Source organism: Nitrospirota bacterium, assembly GCA_004296885.1.
Taxonomy (GTDB): domain Bacteria; phylum Nitrospirota; class Nitrospiria; order Nitrospirales; family Nitrospiraceae; genus SYGV01.
Genome location: SCVN01000018.1, coordinates 77,908 through 103,290 on the forward strand (window position 1 = coordinate 77,908; position 25,383 = coordinate 103,290).

The following is a 25,383-nucleotide window of genomic DNA, read 5'->3' on the forward strand; positions in this document are numbered from 1 at the left end:
GCTCCTCTCCCTGGCCTGTTCCGGCCCCCTTCACCGTCTCACCCGAAGTGCTCGGTATGCTCGCCGAACACGTTCTGCAGCGACCGGCAGATTTCACCGACGCTCGCGGAGGCGCGGACCGCGTCGAGAATGGCGGGCATGAGGTTGTCGTCGCCTTGCGCCACCCGCTCGACGGCGGCCAGGGCCTTCTGCACCGTCCGCTGGTCGCGCCCCGCCTTGGTCCTGACCAGCACGCCGATCCGGTCGCGCTCCGTGTTTTCGGGAACGGTGAACAGCTCGGGCTCGGGGCCTTGGCCTTCCTGGAATTTGTTGACGCCCACGATGACCCGCTCGCCGCTCTCGATCGAGCGGCCGTACTCGTAGGCGGCTTGTTCGATCCGCCTCTGGACGTACCCCTGCTCGATGGCGCCGACCATGCCGCCCAGCTGGTCGATGGCCTCGATAAGGACCTCGGCCTCCCGCTCCAGCTTGTCGGTCAGGGCTTCGAGAAAATAGCTGCCCCCGAGGGGATCGACCGTGCCGGTCACGCCGATTTCGCAGGCCAGGATCTGCTGCGTGCGGATGGCAAGGCGGACGGCCTCCTCGCTCGGGAGGGCCAAGGCCTCGTCTTTGGAATTCGTATGGAGCGACTGCGTGCCGCCCAGCACGGCCGCCAGCGCCTGGATCGCCACGCGGACCACGTTGTTCTCCGGCTGTTGCGCGGTCAGCGCCACTCCGCTGGTCTGGGTGTGGAACCGCAGCATCTGGCTTTTGGGGTCCCGCGCGTGGAACCGCTCTTTCATGATGCGGGCGTACAGCCGGCGGGCGGCGCGAAACTTGGCCACCTCCTCGAACAGATCCGTCTGCGCCGCAAAGAAAAAGGTGAGTCGGGGCGCGAACTTGTCCACGGCCAAGCCGGCCTTGAGCGCGATCTCCACGTAACAGATCGCGTCGGCCAGCGTGAAGGCGAGTTCCTGCGCGGCGGTCGCGCCGGCTTCACGGATGTGAAACCCGCTGACCGAAATCGTATTCCACTTCGGCATGTGCGTGGTGCAGTAGGCGAAGGTGTCGCGGATGAGCCGCAGGCTCGGCTTGGGCGGAAACCGGTAGGTCCCGCGGGCCACGTACTCCTTGAGGATGTCGTTCTGGATGGTGCCGTTCAGCGCCACGGGGGAGACGCCCTGCCGCTCGGCCACGACCAGATACATGGCCAGCAGGATCGCCGCCGTCGCATTGATCGTCATGCTGGTGGAGACCTTGTCCAACGGGATGCCCTCGAAGAGCCGCTCCATGTCCTGCACGGTGGACACGGCCACGCCGGCCCGGCCCACCTCGCCGGCGGCGATCGGATCGTCGCTGTCGTAGCCGATCTGTGTCGGAAGATCGAACGCCACGGACAGGCCGGTGGAGCCGTGCTCCAGCAGGTAGCGATACCGCCGGTTGGAGGCTTCCGCCGTCGCGAACCCGGCATATTGCCGGATGGTCCAGAGCCGCCCGCGGTACATGGTCGGCTGAACGCCGCGCGTGAAGGGATACTGGCCGGGAAAGCCGAGGCGGTCGAGGTAAGCCTGTTCCCGGTCCGGCTCGGGCACGTACAGGCGCTCGACGTCCTCGCCCGAGCCGGTGACGAACGTCGGCTGCCGCTCCGGGAAGCGCTGGAGCGCGTTCGCGATGACGTCCGCTTCCCATTCCGCCCTGGCCCGCCCGAGGGCATTCGCGCCCGAAGAGGACTGGTTGGTCATGACTTCGCGCTCCCGGCTCCGTGTTCCCTCGCAACGGTGTCCAGCAGTCCGCCCACAAGCCCGGCCACGGTCGTCTCGCCGCGCAAGACCCGGCGGACCTGCTCGGACGCCGCGTCGTCGTGCCCGAGCGCGCACAGGACTTGGCGGCGGGCCTCTTCAAGCACCGCGAGCCTGACGTCCGCTTCAACGGCCAGGCTGCGCCGTTCCCGCCACCGGTTGTGCTCCTGCTCGCACCGCGTCTCGAGGAGATCGATCAACTCGGCCACCCCGCGCCCCTTGAGCGCGCTGACCGTCAGAACCTCCGTCGGGAGGCCGTGCCGCCGTCCGTCGCCGGCCAAGTGGAGGGTGGCGAGCAACTGGGCGGCCAGCCGATCGGCCCCTTCCCGATCGGCCTTGTTGACCACGAAGACGTCGCCTGCTTCCAGCAACCCGCACTTGAGGAGCTGAATCCCGTCCCCCTGACCCGGCGCCAGGATGACGAGCACCAGATCGGCCACCTCCGCCACTTCCACTTCGCTCTGCCCGACGCCGACCGTCTCGACCAGCACGACGTCGCACCCGGCCAGCCCCATGATACGGACCATGCCCCTGACGCCGAGCATCAGGCCGCCGACGTGGCCGCGCGACGCGGCCGAGCGAATGAACACCATCGGGTCCGTGGCGTGCCGCATCATGCGCACACGGTCGCCCAGAAGCGCGCCGCCCGTATAGGGAGACGAGGCGTCCACGGCGATCACCCCGACGCGACGGTCCGGATGGCGCGTGCGGAACCCGCCGATCAGGCGGTCGGTCAACACGCTCTTGCCGGAGCCGGGCTGGCCGGTCAGCCCCACGACCATCCGGGGCTCCGGCCACTCGGCCATCCCCGCGAACAGTTCCGGGATCCGTTCCGGCTCGTTCTCCGCCAGGGATAGGAGCCGGGCCGCGGCGCGGATGCGCCCGGCCGTCTCGCACCCGGCTTCCCGGATGAGCTGCCGGACGTCTCCGGTCATGCGGCGCCCTGACGCGTCTGGAGCAAGGCGTTCAGCGTGTCCACGATGGACTTGGACGAAGCCCCGGAGGTCAGCACTGCGGCCACCCCCAGCTCCTTCAGGTACGGAATGTCAGAGCTCGGGATGGTGCCGCCGGCCACGACGAGGATGTCCCCGGCCCCTCGCTCGTGCAGCAGGTCGATCACCCGTTTGAAGAGGACCTTGTGCGCGCCGGACAGGATCGACAGGCCCACCACCGCGACGTCCTCCTGGATCGCCGTGTCGGCGATCTGTTCCGGACTGCGCCTGATACCGGTATAGATCACTTCGTAGCCTGCATCGCGGAGCACATGCGCCACGTACTTGGCTCCCCGGTCGTGGCCGTCCAGCCCCGCTTTTCCGATCAGAATGCGGGCAGGCACCCGCTTGCGATTCAGTTCTTCTGCGCCCGCTGCACCCGGCATCGCTATTTCTTCACGCCTCGTTTTCCGTCAGAAGAGAACGCCAACCCGTCTGGCTGCCGAGACCTTTCGGAACAGCTGCGCTCTCGCTGTGCGATCGTCGTCATCGGCAGAACAGCACGAACATCGACAAGCATCTCAAGTTTCGTGCCAAGACAATCGGGCAGGCTGGCTTGGAAATGGGGGGAAATGGCCTTGGGAATCAGGCCGCTGGAGTCGGGGAGCGAGAGGGATGGCAAGGCCGGCCTGCTTTGCCCCAAAGCTTCAGGGCCTCCTGGGGCAAAACTCCCCAGGTCAGGGTTCTTGTTGAGCCTTTTCGATCTTGGCCCAGGAGTCGCGGAGAGACACGGTCCGGTTGAAGATAAGCTTGTTCGGGGAGGAATCGGTATCCGCGCAGAAGTAGCCCTGCCTCTCGAACTGGAAGCGAGCGCCGGCCGGAGCCGCGGCCAGGCTCGGCTCGACCTTGCAGCCGGCGAGGACCTGCAACGAATGAGGATTCAGCTGCGTCGTGAAGTCGCCGTCGCCCTCGGTCGGCTGCGCGAGCAGATGTTCGTACAGCCGGACCTCGGCGTCCTGTGCCTGGGCGGCCGAGACCCAGTGGATCGTGCTCTTCACCTTGCGCTGGGCCTGGGGACCGCCGCTCCGCGTCTCCGGGTCATAGGTGCAATGGACCTCGACGACCTCGCCGCTGCGTTGGTCTTTCACCGCCTCGACGCACTTGATGATGTAGCCGTACCGCAGCCGGACTTCGCGGCCCGGCGTGAGGCGGAAATATTTTGGCGGCGGCGTTTCACGGAAGTCTTCCTGTTCGATGTACAGCACGCGCGAGAAGGGGACGGTTCTGGTTCCCGCGTCAGGATCTTCGGGGTTGTTCACCGCCTCCAATTGCTCGACCTGGCCCTCCGGATAGTTGTCGATGACGACCTTGAGCGGCCGCAGGACGCCCATCACGCGCGGCGCGCGGCGGTTCAAGTCCTCGCGGATGAAATGTTCCAGCAGCGCCATCTCGACCACTCCGTCCCGCTTCGCCACCCCGATATGCTCGCAGAAGGCCCGGATTGCCTCCGGGGTATAGCCGCGTCGTCGCAGGCCTTGGAGCGTCGGCAGGCGAGGATCGTCCCAGCCGGACACGAGCTTTTTCTCGACCAGCTCCAACAGCTTGCGCTTGCTCATGACCGTATGGCTCAGGTTCAGCCGGGCGAACTCGATCTGCTGCGGGTGGCAGGGAGCGCCGGTCTGCTCAACCACCCAATCGTAGAGGGGCCGGTGGTCTTCGAATTCCAGCGTGCAGATCGAATGGGTGATCCCCTCGATGGCGTCCGAGAGGGGATGGGCATAGTCGTAGTTCGGGTAGATGCACCACCGATCGCCGGTCCGGTGGTGCGCCGCATGCCGGATGCGGTAGAGGGCCGGGTCCCGCAGATTGATGTTGGGCGAAGCCATGTCGATCTTGGCCCGCAACACATGGGTCCCGTCGGGAAACTCGCCGGCCTTCATGCGCGCGAAGAGGTCCAGGTTCTCCTGCACCGAACGATTCCGGTAGGGGCTCTCCTTCCCCGGCTCCTTCAACGTGCCCCGGTGGGCGCGCATCTCATCGGCGCTCAAACTGTCCACGTAGGCCAGGCCCTGTGTGATCAGATGCACGGCGTACTGGTACAGCCGCTCGAAGTAGTCCGACGCGTAGAACAGCTTGTCGCCCCAGTCGAACCCCAGCCAGCGCACGTCGGCCTGGATTGCCTCCACATATTCCACCTCTTCCCTGGTCGGGTTCGTATCGTCGAACCGCAAATGGCAGACGCCCTGGAACTCCCGGGCGATGCCGAAATTCAGGCAGATGGACTTGGCATGGCCGATGTGCAGGTAGCCGTTCGGCTCGGGCGGAAAGCGGGTCACGACGCGCCCGCCGTGCTTGCCGGCTTGCTGATCCTGCGCGACGATCTCGCGCACAAAATTCCCTGCGGCGGAAGACTCGGGACTGGCCATGGAAACGGATCCTTCTTCCTGTTGACCGTGCAGCTCGCTGACCGGTAGTTCTATCATAGACGAGGGGGAAGGAGAAATGCCCTGCGCATAGAGTCTTGGAGTCTTGCTCCTCCGATCTCGGCCGCGTATGCTCGACTCCGAAGAAGGCTCTCCGGAGAATCTTCGATTCGGGCGGACCCCGTTATTGCTCTTGCGCTGTCTAATTCATTTTCATTGGACGAACGAAGCAGGGCGTGAACCGATGGCGAGATTCTTGCACCGCTCAGATACGCTTGTCCAAGATCCATTGTCAATCGCCCTCAGGGGACGAAAGGATGCGCGTGAAACCAAACTATCGGCGGATCTCGATGCTCACGGTCGGGCTCGTCACGATCCTGCTCCTACCATGGTCCCCCGGAGTGGCCGGCGCGGCGGCGGTCCCTTCTCCGGCAGACCTTGAGGCGGCCTGCTCAGGCCCATTCCGCGACAAGCACCCGAGTCGGAAGGCGCTTGCGCAGGTGCTCGATGCCCATGCCCATTGGCTTGAGGATATCCAGGACCGGAACGGAAAACGCGCGAACCTCTGCAAGGCCGGGTTACGGGGCGTCCGCCTGCGGGAAGCGAACCTGGACCGGGCGGACCTCTCCGGGGCGGACCTGCGGGAAGCCGACTTGCGCGAGGGCACCCTGAGCGAAGCGGACCTCTACGGAGCCGACCTTCAGAAAACCGATCTCTTTGGGGCCGACCTGACCGGCGCCGACCTTCGCAAGGCCAATTTGAACGGGGCGAATCTTCAAGAGGCCGCGCTGGCGGAGACGGCCCTGTTCGGCGCCACGCTGGTGCGGGCCAATTTGCGCGTCGCCTACATGGAAGGGGTGCACTTGTACGGAGCGGATTTGCGGAACGCCGATCTGCGGGAAACCAGCCTGGGCGACGCCCACCTCTATGGAGCCAACCTGCAGCACGCCAATCTGTCCGGGGCCGAGCTGATCGAGGCCGATCTCCGCAAAGCGCACCTGGACAGGGCCAATCTCTCGTCCGCAAACCTCAAGAATGCCAATGTCGCCGGGGCCAGCCTGCAGGGGGCCAATCTCCACAAGGCCGATCTCTTTGCGGCGATTTTCCGGGACACTATTCTCGTCAAGGCCAACTTGCAAGGAGCCATTTCGTCCGAGGCCGATTTCTCGAATGCCAACTTGCGCGAAGCGACTCTGCAAGGAGCGGGCTTGGCCCGGGCCAACCTGGAAGGGGCCGACCTCGGCAAGGCCGACCTCCGCGATGCGAATCTGGGGATGGCCATTTTGTACAAGGCGGATCTGCGCGGCGCCAATCTGCGCGGCGCCTCTTTGCCGCAAGCGGTCCTGCTCGGGGCCAGGCTCGGAGCCGCCGACTTGCGGGCCGCCCGGCTGGAGGAAGCTCATCTCGCCGGAGCCGACTGCGAACGGGCGACTATGGCCGGAGCCGTCCTGGAAGGGGCGAATCTGGTCAAAGCCAACCTGCGTGGAGCCGATCTCCGGCAGGCCGACCTGCGCCACGCGAATCTCCAGGAGGCGGATCTGAGCGGGGCCAACCTCGAGGGGTCGGTCCTGAGCGGAGCCGATCTCACCGGAGTCTCGGGCCTGACTCAGGCGCAACTCAACCGGGCTTCCGTCGGAGCGGACACGAAGCTCCCGGCGGAGCTCATGCGACCGTCGGCCGTTCCGGCCCAGCCGTAGCCCGCGCGGAGTTCGTGCGCGGCCGACGATTCTCACCATTTTCAATCAAGAAGGAGGAACCGATGATCAAGGACGTTGCAGGGGACATTCTCTTGACCAAAGCTCAGGCCATCGCCCACGGCGTTGCGCCCAACGATAACTTTGCGACCGGGCTGGCTCTGGCCTTACGGGACCGGTGGCCGGCCATGTACAAAGATTTGCGGCACTACCACCAGCAGGCCAACCCCAAACCGGGGGAACTCTGGAGCTGGGGCGGGGCCGGCGGGGTGCGGATCGTGAACCTTTTCACGCAGGAATCGGCCGCCAGCCACGGGGTCCATCCGGGCAAAGCAACGCTGGAGAACGTCAATCACTGCCTGCGCGCCCTGCGGAAAGAAATCGAGGCGCAGGGGTTCAAGAGCGTGGCGCTGCCGAAACTGGCCACAGGGGTCGGGGGATTACGCTGGGAAGAGGTGAAGCCGCTGATCGACAAACACCTGGGCGACCTCTCCATTCCAATCTTCGTATACTCGCAGTACAAGCCCGGTGTCGCCGCGGCAGAAGCCGTCTAACGGGCTAGTGTTGCGTTCCCCAAATACGTTCGTGGTGAGCCCGGTTCGACGGTGCTCACCACAGGCTTCGAGAAACCAACCGTTTGTCCTGAGGCCTGTCCTGAGCTTTGTCGAAGGGCTCTCGAAGGAGACGGTTGGTTTCCTCAGGGCAGGCTCGTCGAACCATGAACGGAATGGCCTGAAGTCACATGCCCTTCGACAGGCTCAGGGCGAACGGATTATGACAAGAACTTCTGGGACGCAACACTAGCGGGAGGCTTCTTTCGCCCTGCCTTGCTCGGTTCGAGATTCGAAACAGGCCTGGCAGAGGTGGGTCTGCTTGTCTTCGGAGGTGTAGTAGACGGTGAGACTGCCGGCTGCACAGTCGGCGCAGGTCACGGGGCCGAGCCGGCGGGCATCGACGGGGACGAAACAAGCAACGCGGCAGGTCATCGGGATCTCCTGCCCCATCATTTCATACTTCGCCGGCCCCTGCAACGCAGAAGCCGACGGCATGAGGCGGCGCCGCAGACGAGTTAGCGGATGATGAAGTCGGCGAAATAGACCGATCGCACTCCGCCGTTCGGCAAGAGGGCATTGATCTTCCTCGTGAGACCATCACGGAGCCGGGTCTTTCCCTCTACGCTCCGCAGTATCTTGGAGTCCTGGCTTGCGGCCGTGATGATGACGACGTTTTCGATGGCCGCCAGGCGGGCCTGCACATCATCGGCGACATCAGGACGCTCCAATTCCAGGGTCAGGGTTAGCCGCACGAAATCCGTGGCGTCGATATCCCTCGAGTTGACGATCAATGGCTCCATGTAGAAGAGGTTGTTCGACGGGCCTGTGGGCCGGTTGACGGAATTGTTGTATGACGTCGACAGGCTGAACCCGCCCTTCAAGAATGGCACGGGCGACAGGTTGTACGCCAGGACGATCCCCGCCGCGAAGAGGCCCAGCACCACTCCGACCGCCAGCAGGCGTCTCCATTGCAGATCGCTCTCGTCGGCCTCTTGTCCGTCTGAAGACTGTTCTCTCACGATCCAGCGCCTCTCTCCTGTGCAGGTATCGGATATTTCCCACCAAACCTCAAATTCCCCCGGGATGGACGAACCGTATCGGATTGAGACACGTCGACGATGGACAGTAACCGACAGCAACAGACAGACCCGCGCGCGCACCTCGACCGGGCAAGACCCACTATGGGACCGGGCAGAACAATCCTTGCGCGTCGCGCCGAAGCTGTGCGAGAGCGGCCGCCCTCGCTCCGGCGGTCAGTGGCCCGACAGGCCGGGGAGCAGGGACAGGAGGATCGACACCGCGATCAAGACAATAATGATCCATTCCAACACTTCCATGCGGCGGATCGTCGCACGATCGGACATCTTGTGGTAGATGCTTTCGAGGGCTTGCAACTTCTTGATGATGCTCGCCTCCCATTCGGATAAGTGAAAACGGCGGGACACGAGCTGATACACTCGGGCAAGATACTGGTCTCCCAGCAGTTTGAGCGCGTTGGTGACCCGCTCGAAGAGCACGGCGCTGTCGATCTGAAACCGCGCGATGCGCTGGACTTCGGCTTCAAAGGACCCGGGCCAGCGAAACCGGCCGGTCATCGGCAGGGCGAGGAAGTCGGAGTCGCGGTCGAGCGCCTCGCTCAGTTGCTGGTCCAGGCAGCGCGCCTCCAGCAGCTCGACGTTGGCGAATTCCAGCACCGCCCGCACATCCTCCATCCCCCGCCCAAACACCAGCGCGGCGTTCCAATCGATGATCGCCAGGTCGTTGACCCCATAGGCAATGCGGCAGGAGACGGACTCCTCCACCTCCTGGTCGGACAAGGGCAGGAGCTCGCCTCGCAGCAACTGAGCGATTTCCTGCGCGTGGCGCGGACACAGATGGTTCCCCGCGGACTCCGCCGTCCAGTCGGTCATCTGGAAGATGACATAGTCTTCCACCGCGTCCAGAATCCCCGGCTTTTTCACGGCCCCGATGATGGCGGCCAACAGCCGCTCCACGCGGCCCCGCGCGTCCGCCTGCAGCGCGGGGTTGTCGTAGAGTTCCTGGCTGAAGGCCAGGAGTTGCGCAAACGGCCCGTCGACGGGAATCGTGTACGTCACGGAGACGGCGCCGAAATCGTAGATGACGACATCGACGGCGGCGAGGCTGCGATAATTCCCGATCACCAACGGATCCGCGTCCTGGATCACGCGCAGAGGGGGAGGATAGAATTTGAACGACTGCGGGGCGCGTCGTTTCTGCCGGAGGGTCGAGCGTTCCTTGCTTTCCGTGATGTGCCGGCCGGCTTCATCCAGGTCGATCGCCCAGGCGACGTCGTAGGCGAAGAGGGCGTAACAGATACCCTTGTCAACAGTGATCTGTGAAAACATCACACGGTGCCCCCGGTCGGACGCTCAGCGAATAAGCATCAACGCCGCGCCGCCCGCGCCGAGCGTGATGCCCAGCCCCAACGCCACCGGCGCGGCCAGCTCCCGCCCTCCCAACCACCAGGCCAGACCCGCTTTGACCACCGTGTTGGTGACCGCCGCCAGTGTGATGGCGGTTGCAGCAACATGGGCGACCAGCCCGTCCAGATGAAACCGGGCCATCGAAAGACTGATGGCATCCACCTCGGTCAGGCCGGCCAAGATCCCCGCCAGGTACAGGCCTCCCTCGCCCAGCCACGCCTGTGCGCCTTTGGACAGAAAAATCACCGTGGCGTAGAACAGACCGAATTGGAGCGCGGCACGCAGTTCGAAGGGGTTGCGATGAGACACCGGCTCCGCGCGTGGCAATGCGTGGCGCGAGCGGAGATACAAGGCCGCCGCCGTTCCGTAGGCCACCAGGGTCATCATGCCGAGCGGCCAGACCAAGGTCGGCACAAGGCCGATGTCCACGATGCCGACGATCGTCAGGATGCGGGCAAACATGGTGGCGGACGCCGCGAGGATCGCCACCGCAGCCAGCGGGACGGTCGCGGGCGAGTCCTTCGCGCGCGGGGCCAGGCTCACGGTCACGGCCGTGGAGGACACCAGCCCGCCCAGAATCCCCGTGACGGCCAAGCCCTGTTGTGGCCCGATCATGCGCGTGGCGAGATAGCCGAGGAAGCTGATCCCGGCGATCAAGACGCTCATCGTGCCGATCTCGAACGGATTCAGCACGTGCAAGGGCCCGAATGTACGGTTTGGGAGCAGCGGCAGGACCACCAAGGCCAGGATGACGAACTTGACCGTGGCGTAGATGTCGTCTTCCGACACCCGCTCGACTGCGTGATGAAGCGGCGCCTTGAAGGAAAGCACCGCCATGACGACCGCCGCGCTCGCCACGATCAGCAGGTACCGCTGCCCGGTGGCCAGCGGCAATCCCGGCAGAAGCGCCAGGACTCCCAGGAGAAAGGTGATAAGCGCCGCCACCTGGGTCGTGACCCCGGGCGTCCCGTCCTGATGCCATTCCTGGTAATAGGAAATGGCCAAAAACGATCCGAGCGTCAGCAGCGCGCCCAGGATCACCCACACGCCGACCGCATGGGCGAGAAGGGCCGAGAGGGCGCCGGAGAGCGCGATCAGGGGAAACGTGCGGACGCCGCCGATGATGCTGGGCTTCTTGTCCAGCGCCCGGGACTGCTCCCGTTCCAGGCCGATCAACGACCCGGCCGCCAGAGCCACCAGAAAGCTCAGGAAGATTTCCTCGAAGGACATGGCTGGTTCGCTTCCCATCGCAAAAATCTCATGGTTCGATACATCGCGCAAACCGTCCCATCGCATACGAGCAAGAGCAGTGCCATCAGGTCCTGGCCGGCGCGCCCCGCTTTCCGACATTCAATCATCGGCTTAGCGTTCCACAAGCCTGCGCTTGTAGCATCTTGTCTCTTACGTTCACGGCACTTTGTAGCAATTCTCCTCAGTGGAGGCATGTCCCAATGAGTCGGCCCGGGTGAGGTGATGCAAGTCACCAGATTCATGCAGGATCCCGTGATATCGGACTCGGTGATACTTGGCCACGCCTTTGCTTATGTAAAGAAGCGGCCGGCTTTTAGCTGTCCGCATTCAACTCCGGGTGATGGCTCACGGCGTCTTCGTTGGAAAGGGCGTTTCATGACCGATGGCATCGTCATTCAGGAATCGCCCACGATCCCGGCCCAGGACCAGCCGGTTGAAATTGTGGAGCGGAAAGGGAAGGGACACCCGGACACGATCTGCGATGCGGTGGCAGATCGGATCTCGGTGGAGCTGTCGCGAGCCTATATGAAGTCGTTCGGCCGGATTCTCCACCACAACATCGACAAGGGCCTGTTGGCGGCGGGACAAGTGGACTGTCGGATGGGCGGCGGTCGGGTGCTGAAGCCGATGCGCCTGATCATCGGGGACAGGGCCGCGCCCGGAGTCGGACGCAAGACGATCCCCGTGGCGACGATCGTCACAGCGGCGGCCCGGGACTGGTTCAAACAGAACCTGCGCCACGTCGACCCGGAACGGCACATACGGTTCCAGGTGGAACTGCGGCCCGGATCATCCGAGCTCGGCGCCATCTTCCAGCCGCGCCGTGGCCCGCTTGTCGCCAACGACACCTCGGCCGCAGTCGGCTACGCACCCCTCACGCCGACCGAGCGCCTGGTCCTGGAGGTGGAGCATTTCCTCAACGGGCCCCTGTTCAAGGGAGCGTTTCCGGAAACCGGCGAGGACGTCAAGGTCATGGCCTTTCGCATGGGACGGACCATGACACTGACCGTAGCCATGCCCTTACTTGCCGCGTATATTTCCTCCGAAGCCGCGTATTTCCGGCTGAAGGGCCGCATCCTGCGTGCAATCCAAGCCCACGTGCGGCATCACCCATCCGGAGGCCCTCACATTCAGGTGACGGTGAACGCGTTGGACCGCCGGGGAGCCGGACTCGACGGGATGTACCTGTCACTGATCGGCACCTCGGCCGAACAGGGAGACTCGGGCCAGGTCGGCCGGGGCAACCGCGTCTGCGGCGTGATCGCCCTCAATCGGCCGATGAGCGGGGAGGCGGCGGCCGGCAAGAACCCCGTCAGCCATGTGGGGAAGATCTACAGCGTCTTGACGCATGAACTCGCCATGCGGATCTATCAGCAGGTACCGGGCTTGCGAGAGGTGACCCTGTGGCTGGGCAGTACGATCGGGCACCGGATCGATCGCCCCTCCCTGGTGGTGGCACAGGTGAGTCCGGTCGCGGGCACGTCTCTCCGGCGGGTGCAGCCGGCGATTCGGAGGATTATCCAGGAGGGGCTCGACAACCTGGAGCCCTTTTGTCAGGCGCTGGCCGAGGGGAAATTTCCGGTGTGCTGACGCAGAAGTTTTGAATTCTTCATGTTGAATTTTGAGTTGGGAACTCACCATTAAGAATTCAAAATTTAAAACTTTCGTTCAGCGTTCATCGTTTCGGGGGTTGTGATGCGGGAAGCGTTGTTCTTTGAGAGGGAGGAGCGCCAACGGGTCCGATGCACCCTCTGTCCCCACCTGTGCAAGGTGGCGCCGGGACATCGCGGGGCCTGCGGGGTGCGGATCAATCGCGACGGCAGGCTCTACACGCTGGTCGGCGACCGCACGATCGCCCAGGAGATCGATCCGATCGAGAAGAAGCCGCTCTTCCATTTTCTCCCCGGCTCGCAGGCTTATTCGATCGCCACCGTCGGCTGCAACCTCCGTTGCCTGTTCTGCGTAAACTGGGAGATCTCGCAGAGTCCCAAGGGCCAACCGGCCGAAACGGGGGATTTTGCCTGCCTGCCCCTGGCCGAACAGCCCCCGGACATGGAAACGTCCCAGCTCACGTCGCCGGACGCGGTTGTGGCCAAAGCCCTGGCGAACCGGTGCGCGAGCGTGGCCTACACCTACACCGAACCCACGATCTTCTTCGAGTTGGCCCTGGAAACCGCGAAAGCCGCCAAGGCCGCGGGTCTGAAGAACCTGTTCGTGACCAACGGCTTTATCATGCCGGACGCGCTGCGCATGATCGCCCCCTATCTGGACGCGGCCAATATCGACCTCAAGAGCTTCCGCGACAGCTATTATCGGCGGGTGTGCGGCGCGGCGCTCCAGCCGATCCTGGAGGCGATCCGGCTCTACAAGCAACTGGGGGTCTGGATTGAGCTGACGACCTTGTTGATCCCGGGGCGAAACGACGCGGCGCAGGAGTTGCGGGACCTGGCCGGATTTATCAAGGCGGACCTCGGTGAGGACGTCCCCTGGCACCTCAGCCGCTTCTTTCCGACCTACAAGATGGCGGATGTCCCGAGCACCCCGCTGGAGACGCTCCGGGCCGCCAGGCAGATCGGGCTCGAGGCGGGCCTCAAATTCGTGTACCTTGGCAACGTGAGCGAGGAGGGAGGCGAAGACACCTCCTGCCCCAACTGCCGGGCCGTGGTGATCCGTCGGGCCGGACTCACGCTGGTCGAGAATCGGTTGAAGGACTCCGCATGCCCTGCCTGTCGGCAACCACTGGCCGGCGTGTGGCGAGGGAGATGATAAGGTGGGGAAACATTTGGAGGTGCGGTCACGCCCGCACCGTAACGCTCGCTGAGGGGAGGACACGATGACAAAGCAGAACAAAGGCATCCAGGACCGGCAACTGGCCGACTTCAGCCGGCTGACCGTGGTCCGGTTCATGGAAAAGGACGTGCAGGTCGGCCACCTTCAGACCAAGGCCGACGTGCTCGCATCGCAGATGATCGAGGGGTTCGGCGCGGTCCCCATTGTGGATGAACGGCAGCGCTTGATCGGCATCGTCAGCGAGCACGATCTGCTGGCGTCGCTGGAGAAGGGCCAGGCATGGAGCCAAGTGGCGGCCGGAGACATCATGGCTCCCAACCCCTATTCGGTGCGGCCGGAAACGGAGTTGGGCACCTTGATTCACGTGTTCCGAGCCAGCCAGATGATTCGGGTCCCGGTCGTGGATGCAGAGGGAAAACTTATCGGGATCATCGCGCGACGCGACATCCTGCGCGGCTACCTCAACTACGGCCTCGCTCCCGGAGTGTGAACGACCTCGTGCGGCGCATCCCTCTGAGGAAGCACATGTGGCAGGTGATCGTCGTCGTTGCGATGACGGCCTTGTGGCTGGGCCATGCCGCTCCAGCCAGCGCAGCCGGTTCGGCGACCGAGGCGGTCAGGGGCACGATCGACGAAGTCATCCGCATCCTGTCCGATAAGGAGATGAAGCAGCCGGCGCGTCACCAGGAACGCCGCAAGCTGCTGGAAACCGTCATCTGGGGCCGGTTCGACGACAAGGAAATGAGCAAGCGTTCCCTGGCCGCCCAGTGGACCAAACTGAACGAGGCGGAACGGGAGGAGTTTGTCGGCTTGTTTCGATCTTTCTTGACGGATGCCTATGCAGACAAGATCGAGGGCTATGCCGGCGAGCAAGTGCAGTATTTGGGCGAACGGTTGGAGGGGGCCTATGCGGAGGTCCGCACCAAGCTGCTCTCGGAGAAGACCTCCTACCCGATGGAATACCGCTTGATGGAGAAGTCCGGAGACTGGGTCGTCTACGACATCATCGTGGACGGCATCAGCTTGGTCCGCAATTATCGCGGCCAGTTCGAGCGGATTATCCGCGCCGAGTCCTACGCCGCCTTGGTGGAGAAGCTGCGTAAGAAGTCGAAGGACATCACGGCGCCCAAAACCAAGGGCTCGGACCGATCGAGCCGGGATCCGTCGTGAAACGGCGGTAAGGGCCTGCGTCTTCGGCGCCCTTGCGCCCCGTCCCTAGCCTCTGTATCCGAACAGGCGCAACTGCGCCTTCCGGTCCGCAATGTCCTGCTCCTGTTCGATGCCACGGGGGCTCTGTCCGTCCACCACGCCCAGAATTCCCCGACCGCGGCTCGTTTCGGCCAGGATCACCTCGACCGGATTGGCGGTGGCGCAGTAGATTCCGCAAACCTCCGGCACCTGCCAGACCGCCGGGAGCACGTTGATCGGATAGCAGTTACGGAGGAGAATCAGGAAGCTGTGCCCGGCCCCGATGGCCTTGGCGTTGCGCTGGGCCAGAGCGATCAGTTCCTGATCGTTGCCGCTCCAGCGCACCAGGCAGGGGCCTGAGGATTCGCAAAACGCCACCCCGAACGCGATGTCCGGAACGGACCCGATCAGCGCATCGTGCAAATCGTCCACGGTTTTGAGGAAATGCGCCTGGCCAAGAATGAGGTTGACCGTGTCCGGTTTCGCGACGGACACGGAGAGCAGACGGACCGCCGACGCTGTATCGTCCATAGACCGACCTCCTCACCGACCCCGTTGCGCCAGAACCCGCACGTAGGCGATGACGTCTTCCATTTGTTGGTCGGTGAGGCGTCCCCGCCAGCCGTGCATCGGACTCAGAGCCAGCCCGAATTCGATCGTCGTGAACAGTTGCTCGTCCGACTTCATCTGGGTGATGAACCGATGGAAATTGGCGGGCGGAATTTTTAGCCCCAGCGCGTCCGGCCCGTCGCCCCAACCGCCCGCTCCATGGCAGCGCTGGCACTGCTGTTCATAGACACTCTTTCCCCGATGGACATCTCCGGCAAGGTCTTGGGCCTGGACGGGAAGGGGCGGCCCCAGCGCCCACCAACCGAACCCCGTCCCCATTAACAGCACCGGTACCAGGAAGCGTTTCATGACAAGCCTCTTCATGGATAGCGGGCCGCGCGATAGGCATCGCGCGGCCCGCGTCTATCCGCCCCTACCCTTGAGGGAAGCTCAGCCGCCGCCGACCTCGCCCTTCGTCTCGACAAGGAACACTTCCCCCTTCATCTCCGGATGCATATCGCACCAGAAGGGGATGCGCTGGGTCTCCACATCCTTGGTGCTGCCCTTGGTGAAGTAGAGGGTGATCGCCTTGCCCGGGCGAATGTGATAGGCCCGGACTCCTTTCCCCACCAGGTAGACCCCTTCGCCGTCCATCCGTACCGGCACATCGAAGAGCAGGGGTGACGTGAACCCATGTTCGATCGTGTCCTCGTTCCGAATCGTAATGCTCGTCAACTCCCCCGGCATCGAAGCGCCGGTCACCTTGTAACTCTTGTCCTTGATCACCACTTCGACTTTGTGGGCCTCGGCCGCCAATGCCGTGGTCGGCCCGATCATGCTCGGAACCGTCGAGCCGATCATGGCGATCGCCATGGACGCGAGGAGTGAGGTAAACCCTTGAGCTTTGACCTTCATAGTGGCCTCCTTTGGCTGAAATACCTACCGCAACCTGTCAGTGCCTCATGCCAGCTCACCGCCAAGGGCCGGCACCCTGGTGGCTGTACATGTATCTTGGTTTGATAACTGTGCAACTGCGATGCCATGAACGGCTCACAATCGAATGTCCAAGAGGATAGGCAGCAGACCGAGGCTGAGCGTGCCGATTCCCTTTGTGCACAAGGAGTTACCGAGCACTTCCGACCTGCAACCTGGGCCGGCCCGATGGCCGTCTGCTTGTCCCTGCGTCGCCTGCCGCTTTGCACCACAGGCCGAATCTCTCGGCCTGTAGCAGAATGCGCCGTTCTTGAAGGGTGTCCTGTTGTGGCAACGGAACGAGAAGAGCGGGTGGTGATCTGGAGGGGGGCGCAAGGGGGCTTGGCACGCTTCTCAGCTTTTCTTCGTCGTGTGCGCGATGAAACTCGTATAGAGCTGTTGCAGCTTCTTGCTGCCGCAAGAGGGACACACAACCGGGCCGCTCTCATGTTCCTTCAACGTCAAGATGATCAGCGACTCTTTGCCGCAATCGAGACACTTGTAATCATACATCGGCACGTCGTCACCCCTGAGAGCATTGACGATTGAGGGATTGTCGGAATCGCCGGGATTGCCAGGATTGCCAACATTGTCCGAGTCCGGTACTCATGGCAATCCTTCAATCTCGGCGATTCTCGTCCTGGCAATCTTGGCAATTCCGTCTAATCGTTCAATTCCTTTTGGCCCTCGCCCCACGCCATCACGATCTCGGCCATCTCCGCCAGACGCTGCGCCGCTTTGCCGAACAGCGTATCGGCCGGATAGAGGCCGTCCGGCCCGCGGGTGCCGGCGGGCAAGCCGGTCAACAGTTCCAGCGCTTCTTCCACCGTGTGGACGGCATAGATGGAGAACCGGCCCGCCTCCACGGCCTGCACGACATCGCGGCGCAGGCCCAAGTGTTTGGTGTTGCGGGCGGGAATGATCACGCCCTGGTCGCCGGTCAACCCGCGCCGGTCGCAGGACGCGAAGAAGCCCTCGATCTTTTCGTTCACGCCGCCGATCGGCTGGATCGCGCCAAGTTGGTTGACCGAGCCCGTGATCGCCAGGGACTGGCGCACCGGGACTTCGGCCAGGCTGGAGAGGATCGCGGCCAGCTCGGCAACCGCGGCACTGTCTCCCTCGACCTCGGAGTAGGTCTGCTCGAACGTCAGCGTCGCCGTGAGCGCAAAGGGATGGGCTCCGGCAAACTTCCCGGCCAAATATCCGGCCAACGTCAGCACCCCCTTGCTGTGAATGTGTCCGGCCAGTTCGGCTTCCCGCTGGATGTCGAGCACCCCTTTGGTGCCCACGGAGGTGCGGGCGGTGATCCGGCAGGGACGCCCGAAGGCATAGTCGCCCAGCAGATGCACGGAGAGTCCGTTCACCTGACCGACCACGGCCCCCGCGAGATCGACCATGAGCGTCCCTTCCTCGATCTCGTCCTGGACCCACTGCTCCGGCAGGTCTGCCCGGTGCCGCTTCTTGGCCACGGCGGTTTCGACATCGCCCCGCGACACCACCGTCCGGCCTGCGCGAGTAGCCCAGAACGCCGCTTCGCGTACCACGTCGCTCAGAAGGCTCAGGCGCAAGGACAGCCGGTCGTACCGCTCGGCCATCCGGGCGCCCTCTCGAATCAGTTCCGCGACGGCCTCGGCGCTGAAATGGGGCAGGCCCTCGTCCCGGCAGAGCTTGGCCACCAGGCGGCCGTACAATCGGTCCTGTCGCTCGTCCCGCTCGACGTCGACATCGAAGTCCGCCTTCACTTTAAAGATCTTCTGAAAATCCTCTTCATAGGCCTGCAACAGGTGATAAATGATCGGCGGCCCCACCATGATGACCTTGACATCCACCGGCACCGGCTGCGGCCTCAGGCCGGTGGTCGAAAACCCGAAGAACTCGCCCGGATCTTCGATCTTGACCTCCCGGGTCTTGATGGCACGCTTCAACGCGTCCCAGGCAAAAGGCTGCCGGAGCAGATCCAACGCGCTTAAAATCAGATAGCCGCCGGACGCCTGCAGGATGGCGCCGGCCTTGATCTCCGTGAAGTCCGTGAACACCACCCCCAAGTGGGCCTTGCGTTCGATCTTGCCCACCAGGTTGGCGTACGTCGGGTGGGACTCGTCCACGAGCGGGGCGCCGCCCTCGGCTGCATGCTCCACGATCAGGTTCACGCTATAGCGGGTCAGGTCCGGCGGACGGCCCCCGACGAGTCCAGGGATGGGGAGGGGGATGGGCGGCGCCTCCTGGCGCAGAAAATCCTTAAAGGTGCCCAGGATGTCCTCGTGCACCCGCTCCAGATAGTCGAGCACCGCCGCCTGCCCGCCGTACGCCCGCCGGAAGGTCTCGAACCGGCCGATCAGCGCATTCTTGACGACCTCCCGATCCATGTCCCGCACGCGCTGCTCGGCTTCATGGTCCAACGCATGGACGCGGACGTGGAACTCGCGAATCTCGCTGTCGAGCGTTTTGCGCTTCTCGGCGATGTCATCCCGCTCCTGCTCCGAGAGCTTGGCCATCGCCTCCTCCGAGATAGGCTGCCCCTCGCGCGTCGGCACGAGGCTGAAGCCGACCGGCGTCTCTTCGAATCCGAAGCCCCGGGCTTCAGTCAGGTCGGTCAGGTTCCGGAAGAGCGTCTTTTTTTTGGCCTCGGTTTCCTCGTAGATCCTGGCTCTGGCTTCCAGGTAGGTGGTGCCTTCGAAAATCTTGGGGAGGTCGCGGCGCAGGCCCTCGATCAGGCCGGTCATGGCTTCTTTGAAGGTCCGGCCCTGGGCGGCCGGAAACGACAGGCAGTGCGGCTTCGACGGGTCCTGAAAATTATTGACGTAGCACAGGTCCGGCGCCGGGGGCGCCAGGCGGGCCAGCCGCTTGACCATGTCTTTGGCCATCGACCATTTGCCCGAGCCGATCGGCCCCGCCACATACACGTTGAAGCCCGGGCTCTGCATGCGCAGGCCGAATTCCAAGGCCTCCACCGCCCGCGCCTGGCCGATCGGCTCCTCCAGCGGCGGCAGTTCGCTCGTGTCCTTGTACCCGAGCCGCGACAGGTCCACGGAGGGCGCCAGCGCGGACACCGGCAATTTCAAGAGGCCGCGCGCCGCCGTCTCCGGAGGCCCCTTACCCGACGGACGGGATCGGCTCGACGGTGGTGGCTTGGGGACCTTTGTCACCGGCCTCGACGTTGAAGGCGACTTCTTGCCCATCGCTCAATTCCTCAAAGGTGAACCCATGCACGGCATTCCGATGAAAATAGACTTCGCCGCCGCCTTCTTGGAGAATGAAGCCATATCCCTCGCGCGGAAAGAGTTTGCAGATCACGCCGCGCAGCGGCACGGGAGGCACGCGGATGTCGGTCGAGGCTCGTTTCTCGCGGTACTTCCGCAACTCGATCGCCACCGCGGCAAAGGCGGCCCGAATCGCTTCCTCAAAGGTTTTTTCTTCCTTCCGTGCCGTGAAGGTATGCCGCCCCGGCAGCGTGATCACGACCAGCGCCTCGGCGACATCGTCGAGCTTCTTATGGTGTTTGTTTTTGGTCAGCGTCACCCGGGCATGGGTCACATCCTCGTGACCGGATTGCAGATCGGCCACCCGTTGTTCGATTTCGGTCTTCCATCGCGGCGTCATCGCGATGTTGCGGCTCTCAATGCGCAGATCCATACGTCCCCCTGCAATAATAATTGGCCGATACGTGAGCGAATCCCTGTTGCATTGTATAGACTTCCGCCATGGCTCTCCCTAGCACCAATGCAAAGGCAACGCAAAGGCCATGCCACAAAACCGTGCAGCCCATTGCATCATGAACGATTGCCAAAATCGCCGGAATTGACGATTGCCACGATTGGGTGATTGTCAAAATTGCCAGGATTGACGGATTCCGATGATCCTGGCAATCATGGTAATCGTCAATTCCTTTGAGCTGGTGCATAATTCCTCACTGGCGTCAATCCGGGTGAAGCCGAATGCGGCAGTCGGGATAGCTTTCAGCTATCAGCCGTCGGCTTTCGCGGCCGAACGGGGGGAATAGGACTTGCTTCTCTCTGTGCAAGCTGATAGCTGAATGCTGATAGCTAACAACGCGCAGTCCCCATGCCGATCTTGCACCGGGAGAAGCTTGAAACGTACCTGCGCCGACGGTTCGGACCGAAGGCGCGGTTGCTGGCGTTCGGGCCCATCGGAAAAGAAACCTCGGGCGCGGCGCGCAAGAAGTACGGCTACGGAGCCCCCGTCGGCCTGACCGTGCACGACGGGCTGGCGACCAGGCGCGTCGTCATCGAGACGATGCGTCCGGGACCCTTCGGCCACGAACACATGGCCGACCGAGCCCAGGCGCTGCTCTGGGATTACGACTCCTACGGCCGACTGCCGCGTCACGTGCCGGCGTTGGACGTCGGCGCCTTCGACGCGGACGGAGCCCTGTTCTCGGTGGCGCCGGCGGAGGAGTTCTTCGTCCTGACGGCATGGGCCGAAGGGGCCGGCTACCAGAAGGACCTGGAACGTTTGAGCCGCACCGGTCGCCTGCCGAAAGGGGATCGGGACCGTGCCGGAGCCCTCGCTCGGTACCTGGCCGTGATTCATCGCACGAAACGTCGGGACCCACCCCTCTACCGGCGGCGGCTCCGGGAACTGCTCGGCCACGGCGAATGCATCATGGGCCTGACCGACAGCTATCCCCGCCGGTTCGGCTTCATCACGGAAGACTTGCTGCGGTCAATCGAAGAGGGCTGCAACCGCTGGCGCTGGCGCTTGCGTCACAAGGCCGGCCGGCTCGCGCAAGTGCATGGAGACTTTCATCCCTGGAACGTGCTCTTCCGCAAAGGGACTGATTTCAGCGTCCTAGACCGCTCGCGGGGGGAGTGGGGCGAGGCCGCCGACGACGTGACCGCGATGACCATCAACTATTTGTTCTTTTCGTTGTGCCGATGGGGCCGGTTGCAGGGGCCGTTCGAGGTCTTGTTCCGTCAGTTCTGGGAGGATTATGAGACGGCCAGCGGGGACCGCGCGATCACGGCATGCGCCGCGCCCTTTTTCGCGTTTCGCGGTCTCGTGATCGCGAGTCCGCTCTGGTATCCGAAACTGTCCCTCTCGGTACGGCGCAGCATCTTCACGTTCGTCCAAAACGTGCTCTCGGCCGACCGGTTCGAGCCGGCTGACGTGCACCGGTATTACACACGCTGAGATCGGATCGAGGCACGAGCGGGTGGACGACCATGCAAAAAAATGCTTCACTTCAATCTCAAAACGGAGTAGTAGTAGTTGCTCGTACGGTAGGACTACAGCCTGAGAAACGCTCGGGACCGTCGATGATGGATTGTCGGAAGCTCATCTCCATTCTCACGACCCGCTGCCCGATCTGCCGGGCCCGATACGGGAGGCGGATCGTGCGCCACTCGACCGACCGGTGGCTCGGCTTGTTCTGTCTCTATCTTTTCGAATGCGCGTCCTGCAATCACCGCTTCCACGCCTTTTCCTTTTCGCGCCACACACCGTCGGACCACTCCCCCCATTCGCATGCCCCGTAAGCCCGGGTTCGCCGTCTGGCTCACCGGCCTTCCCGCTTCCGGAAAGAGCGCCATCGCCGCGGTGCTGAAGCCGAAGCTGGAAACATTGGGGCTTCGTGTGGAGGTGCTGGAGTCGGATGCCTTGCGCCAGACATTAACCCCTGCGCCGACCTACTCGCGCGAGGAACGCGACTTGTTTTACCGGGCCCTGGCCGTCATGGGCAGCCGGCTGGCCGCCCAGGGCGTGGCCGTGATTTTCGACGCCACGGCGAACCGGCGAGCCTACCGGGACTTCGCCCGCACGTTGATTCCCAACGTGATCGAAGTGTCGGTCGAGTGCCCGTTGGAGACGTGCATGGAGCGGGATCGGAAAGGGACCTATCGGAAAGGACGGGCAGGGGAGTCGGCGACGGTGCCGGGATTGCAGGACCCTTACGAACCGCCGCTCGACCCGGCCCTCCGCATCGACACGACACGGATCGCGCCGGAAGCGGCGGCCGATCTGATCCTGGCTTCGTTGCGGGAGCGGCAGCTCCTGACGCCACCCGGAGAGGGCGGGGCCGTCAGTCCGGCGCGTTGAGCATCAGCTTGACCATGACAGCCATCTCGACTTGGTCCAGGTCCACCGGCTTGGACAGGACGTCGAAGGCGCCCAGGTCCAGCGCCGTCTTCAGCAGCGGCTCTTCCTGACTGGCGGTCAGCATGATGACGCCGCCGGCAAACTTGTTCTTGACCAGCCGCCGCAGCACCTCCACCCCGTTGATATCCGGCATGTAAATGTCCAGCAGCACGAGATCGGGCGGTTCCTGTTTCACGCTCGCCAGCGCCGCCTCTCCGCCGTAGGCGGTCTTGACCCGGTATCCGCGCCGTTGCAAGAACTCGCCCACGAGGTCGCAAATCTCCCGTTCGTCGTCCACGATAAGAATCGTCGCAGGCTTGGGCTCGACGCCGGCCGGAGCCACGGAAGCCGGAGCCGCCTTGGCCGGCTTGCCGACTTCCTGCAACGCGCGGTTGACGGCCTGCATGATCACATCCATTTTGAGCCGCTTGCGCAGGACGTCGAGGACGCCCATCTCGCGGGCGCGGTTCTCGACGTCGGCGGTGACATCGCCCGTCACCACCACGACCGGCAAGCGGGGATCACGAGCTTTCAGCTTCGCCAGGGCGTCGAGTCCGGACAGGCCCAGCAGCACCAAGTCCAGAAGCACAACGGCCGGCTGCCGCTCGTCGAAGCGTTGCACCGTCTCCTCGCCGGTTCGCGCAATCACGATCTCGTGCCCATAGGCGCTCAACACGTTCTTCAGCGTCTGACTAAACCGGTGATCCGCATTCGCAATCAGAATCGTCGCCATGCTTTTCCTCCATGGATTATTGCCAGAATTGCCAGGATTGTCGGAATCCGTCAATCCTGGCAATCGTCAATTCTTCTGAATCGTCAATGATTCAATTCCTCAGAAACCGGCAGCCGGACGATACCGGTCGCGCCCCGGCCACGTCGAGCTCGCCGGTCGCCGTCTCCTTCAGCCCCATTATGATCGGCCCGACGGTCCGGTCACGGGGACACCGGTTTTGCGGGAGGGGCGCCCATTTGTTCCTGAAGCTTTTTGTGTCGCTCCGATGCTTTCCTGACCCCTCCGACCGCCTGTATGTAGCTGTCCTTGGCCGTGATCCGTTCAGCCGTCCGGTAGGCCTGCTCCGCCCGGTCGAATTGATTGCCGAGTTCGTATCCGATACCCAAATCGTACCAGGCTGAAGGGTTCTCCGGATCGTGCTTGGTGACCGATTCCCATTGGGCCACGGCCTCGTCCAGACGATCCGCCTTCACATAGTCGATCCCTCGCTTAATGTCGGCGTCGCCGAACAACCATCCGCCGTTTTCAAACTCCCGCGCCACCGTCACCCGATGCGGCTGAATCTGGTTGATGAACCTGGTGACAACGGTCTCCGTGAGCAGCCCGAGGATCTCGCTTTCTCCCTTGTCCGGTCCGGAGGCCGCGGCGGTGTCGTAGAGATAACTGGCGGACTCTTCCCGGCCCGTCAGGACCGCCGCCGTGTCCGCCACCACCACCCGGTACGAGGCCGTCACCGTCCCCGTTCGGCGGTGATGATGCTCCTCGACCGGGACTTCCTCATAGACCGGCATGTCATTGCACCGCTGTTGCTTCTTGCCGTCTTTCTCGACGGTGTAACAATTTTTTCGCACTTGCCCGGTATCCCGGCGTTGCATCACGGTGCGGGTATAGGGTTCCGTCTTGGCCGCATAGGCCGACACGGTTCCCACCAGGAGGGCATCGACCCCCAAGGCCTTGCCCGCCTTGGCCGCCATCCGTTCGTCGACGACCCCCAACATGCCGAGCGCCTGCTCCTGCTCCAGCGCCAGCAGCTTCTCGCGTTCGACCACCGTGAAAAATTGCCCTTCTGCCAGCTTCGCCGTCAGGAGCGCCGAGATTTTGTCTTCGGAATCCTCCGGTCCATCGACCGCCGTGACGGCCAGCGACCGAACGCCCTTCGCCTTCAGGTTCACCTCCGCGGGAACCATCACCGAGAATTCCAAGCGCGTCGTGGCACAGGCGGAGAGGCCGGCCGCCACGAGCCCAAGAGCCAGAAGCGTTACACCGTGAACGAGGCCCGAGTGTCGTCCGCTTTTCATGCGCGATCCTTTCTATGAAGCATCCTGCGCATGCCTCCGACCCGACAAGCGACGCCCATCGCTACGACAGTCCTAGAATCGCCAAGGCCAACCGTTTCGTTCTCTGCCTGAGTTGTTCGGCCTGCAGCATCTCCATCCTCAATCATGGCAATCTTGGCAATCCCTCAATCTCTTAATTCTTCAGTAGCCGGCAGCCGGACGATGAACGTCGCGCCCTGACCCATCTCGGACTCGCAGGTCACCGTCCCGCCCAGCGTCGTCACGATCATGTGCACGGTCCAGAGTCCCAGTCCGGTCCCCTCTCCGACCGGTTTCGTCGTAAAGAACGGCTCGAACAGTTTCGCCCGATGCTCGGGCGGAATCCCCGGCCCGTCGTCTTGAATCCTGACTTCTATCCATCGCTCTCCATCGCCCCTTCCCCGTGTCACCCCTTCACCGTGTCCCCGTGTCTCCGTGTCGGTAATAAGCCTCGCTTTCACCCTCAACGTCCCCTGCCCGTGCGCCTGCGCCATGGCCTGCAGGGCGTTCATGATCAGGTTCAAGAAGGCCTGGTGCAGTTGGGTGGGATCGGACCGGCAGGGGGGCAGGTCCGCCGCATACTCGGTCACCACGGTGATGCGGGCCTTCATCAATTCGTTGGACAGGAAATCCAGCACGCCTTTGAGGATCGCGGCGACCGAGCAG

General features: G+C 63.5%; 25 protein-coding genes. 8 read left to right on the forward strand and 17 right to left on the reverse strand.

Translation table 11 applies throughout. The features are described 5' to 3' along the window. Positions 1-38 precede the first annotated feature (38 nt). From EPO61_11295 to EPO61_11310, 4 genes are all read right to left on the reverse strand, one after another. Complete coding sequence (locus tag EPO61_11295; GenBank protein TAJ08020.1) at positions 39-1,721, reverse strand: methylmalonyl-CoA mutase; 1,683 nt, start codon at positions 1,719-1,721, stop codon at positions 39-41. After that, positions 1,718-2,713: a methylmalonyl Co-A mutase-associated GTPase MeaB gene (gene meaB, locus EPO61_11300; GenBank protein TAJ08021.1), complete on the reverse strand. Its 996-nt coding sequence runs from the start codon at positions 2,711-2,713 to the stop codon at positions 1,718-1,720. The genes EPO61_11295 and meaB overlap by 4 nt, the downstream gene beginning before the upstream one ends. Further along, a complete protein-coding gene (locus tag EPO61_11305) occupies positions 2,710-3,156 on the reverse strand; it encodes a cobalamin B12-binding domain-containing protein (protein ID TAJ08022.1) in 447 nt (148 codons plus the stop codon). The genes meaB and EPO61_11305 overlap by 4 nt, the downstream gene beginning before the upstream one ends. Before the next feature lie 291 nt (positions 3,157-3,447). After that, on the reverse strand, positions 3,448-5,136 hold the full coding sequence (locus EPO61_11310) for a glutamine--tRNA ligase/YqeY domain fusion protein (GenBank protein TAJ08023.1): 1,689 nt from the start codon (positions 5,134-5,136) through the stop codon (positions 3,448-3,450). Between the two features lie 314 nt (positions 5,137-5,450). On the opposite strand from EPO61_11310, the gene EPO61_11315 reads away from it, so the two are divergent. Beyond that, positions 5,451-6,830, forward strand: a complete 1,380-nt coding sequence (locus EPO61_11315; GenBank protein TAJ08024.1) for a pentapeptide repeat-containing protein — start codon at positions 5,451-5,453, stop codon at positions 6,828-6,830. A 62-nt stretch (positions 6,831-6,892) separates the two neighbouring features. Further along, on the forward strand, positions 6,893-7,381 hold the full coding sequence (locus tag EPO61_11320; GenBank protein TAJ08025.1) for an Appr-1-p processing protein: 489 nt from the start codon (positions 6,893-6,895) through the stop codon (positions 7,379-7,381). 246 nt (positions 7,382-7,627) lie between these two features. Here EPO61_11320 and EPO61_11325 read toward each other — a convergent pair whose 3' ends face one another. From EPO61_11325 to EPO61_11340, 4 genes are all read right to left on the reverse strand, one after another. Continuing rightward, complete coding sequence (locus tag EPO61_11325) at positions 7,628-7,876, reverse strand: hypothetical protein (protein ID TAJ08026.1); 249 nt, start codon at positions 7,874-7,876, stop codon at positions 7,628-7,630. 20 nt (positions 7,877-7,896) lie between these two features. Next, positions 7,897-8,400 carry a flagellar basal body-associated FliL family protein gene (locus EPO61_11330; GenBank protein ID TAJ08027.1) on the reverse strand — a complete coding sequence of 168 codons (504 nt, stop codon included), beginning with the start codon at positions 8,398-8,400 and terminating at the stop codon, positions 7,897-7,899. A gap of 234 nt (positions 8,401-8,634) precedes the next feature. After that, complete coding sequence (locus EPO61_11335) at positions 8,635-9,747, reverse strand: hypothetical protein (protein TAJ08028.1); 1,113 nt, start codon at positions 9,745-9,747, stop codon at positions 8,635-8,637. A 24-nt stretch (positions 9,748-9,771) separates the two neighbouring features. Beyond that, complete coding sequence (locus EPO61_11340) at positions 9,772-11,175, reverse strand: MgtC/SapB family protein (GenBank protein TAJ08029.1); 1,404 nt, start codon at positions 11,173-11,175, stop codon at positions 9,772-9,774. Between the two features lie 276 nt (positions 11,176-11,451). On the opposite strand from EPO61_11340, the gene EPO61_11345 reads away from it, so the two are divergent. The 4 genes from EPO61_11345 (at position 11,452) to EPO61_11360 (ending at position 15,036) form a co-directional block, all read left to right on the forward strand. Continuing rightward, positions 11,452-12,666, forward strand: coding sequence for a methionine adenosyltransferase (locus EPO61_11345; protein ID TAJ08030.1), 1,215 nt, complete (start codon positions 11,452-11,454; stop codon positions 12,664-12,666). Positions 12,667-12,771: 105 nt separating this feature from the next. Beyond that, positions 12,772-13,842 (forward strand): AmmeMemoRadiSam system radical SAM enzyme, encoded by a 1,071-nt coding sequence (amrS, locus tag EPO61_11350; protein TAJ08031.1) that lies wholly within the window; start codon positions 12,772-12,774, stop codon positions 13,840-13,842. 67 nt (positions 13,843-13,909) lie between these two features. Then, positions 13,910-14,356 (forward strand): CBS domain-containing protein, encoded by a 447-nt coding sequence (locus tag EPO61_11355; protein TAJ08032.1) that lies wholly within the window; start codon positions 13,910-13,912, stop codon positions 14,354-14,356. A 62-nt stretch (positions 14,357-14,418) separates the two neighbouring features. After that, on the forward strand, positions 14,419-15,036 hold the full coding sequence (locus EPO61_11360; protein ID TAJ08051.1) for an ABC transporter substrate-binding protein: 618 nt from the start codon (positions 14,419-14,421) through the stop codon (positions 15,034-15,036). Positions 15,037-15,081: 45 nt separating this feature from the next. Here EPO61_11360 and EPO61_11365 read toward each other — a convergent pair whose 3' ends face one another. From EPO61_11365 to EPO61_11390, 6 genes are all read right to left on the reverse strand, one after another. Then, a complete protein-coding gene (locus EPO61_11365) occupies positions 15,082-15,585 on the reverse strand; it encodes a hypothetical protein (GenBank protein ID TAJ08033.1) in 504 nt (167 codons plus the stop codon). Positions 15,586-15,597: 12 nt separating this feature from the next. Then, a complete protein-coding gene (locus tag EPO61_11370; GenBank protein TAJ08034.1) occupies positions 15,598-15,987 on the reverse strand; it encodes a cytochrome c in 390 nt (129 codons plus the stop codon). Positions 15,988-16,053: 66 nt separating this feature from the next. Then, positions 16,054-16,518, reverse strand: coding sequence for a hypothetical protein (locus EPO61_11375; GenBank protein ID TAJ08035.1), 465 nt, complete (start codon positions 16,516-16,518; stop codon positions 16,054-16,056). 411 nt (positions 16,519-16,929) lie between these two features. Continuing rightward, positions 16,930-17,094 carry a zinc ribbon domain-containing protein gene (locus EPO61_11380; GenBank protein ID TAJ08036.1) on the reverse strand — a complete coding sequence of 55 codons (165 nt, stop codon included), beginning with the start codon at positions 17,092-17,094 and terminating at the stop codon, positions 16,930-16,932. A 143-nt stretch (positions 17,095-17,237) separates the two neighbouring features. After that, the gene (locus tag EPO61_11385) at positions 17,238-19,754 is read right to left on the reverse strand and encodes an ATP-binding protein (protein ID TAJ08037.1); all 2,517 of its coding nucleotides are present in this window, start codon (positions 19,752-19,754) and stop codon (positions 17,238-17,240) included. Then, positions 19,669-20,208: an HPF/RaiA family ribosome-associated protein gene (locus tag EPO61_11390; GenBank protein TAJ08038.1), complete on the reverse strand. Its 540-nt coding sequence runs from the start codon at positions 20,206-20,208 to the stop codon at positions 19,669-19,671. Before EPO61_11390 ends, EPO61_11385 begins: the two co-directional genes overlap by 86 nt. Before the next feature lie 429 nt (positions 20,209-20,637). On the opposite strand from EPO61_11390, the gene EPO61_11395 reads away from it, so the two are divergent. Then, positions 20,638-21,726, forward strand: coding sequence for an aminoglycoside phosphotransferase family protein (locus EPO61_11395; protein ID TAJ08039.1), 1,089 nt, complete (start codon positions 20,638-20,640; stop codon positions 21,724-21,726). Between the two features lie 333 nt (positions 21,727-22,059). Then, positions 22,060-22,629: an adenylyl-sulfate kinase gene (locus EPO61_11400; GenBank protein ID TAJ08040.1), complete on the forward strand. Its 570-nt coding sequence runs from the start codon at positions 22,060-22,062 to the stop codon at positions 22,627-22,629. On the opposite strand, the gene EPO61_11405 is transcribed toward EPO61_11400, so the two are convergent. The 3 genes from EPO61_11405 to EPO61_11415 all read right to left on the reverse strand — a co-directional run. After that, entirely contained in the window at positions 22,613-23,401 is a 789-nt protein-coding gene (locus EPO61_11405) for a response regulator (GenBank protein TAJ08041.1), read from the reverse strand. The genes EPO61_11400 and EPO61_11405 overlap by 17 nt on opposite strands. Before the next feature lie 200 nt (positions 23,402-23,601). Then, on the reverse strand, positions 23,602-24,699 hold the full coding sequence (locus EPO61_11410) for a tetratricopeptide repeat protein (GenBank protein ID TAJ08042.1): 1,098 nt from the start codon (positions 24,697-24,699) through the stop codon (positions 23,602-23,604). Between the two features lie 164 nt (positions 24,700-24,863). After that, positions 24,864-25,383 (reverse strand): hypothetical protein (locus EPO61_11415; protein ID TAJ08043.1); only part of this gene is annotated, 520 nt, incomplete at its 5' end.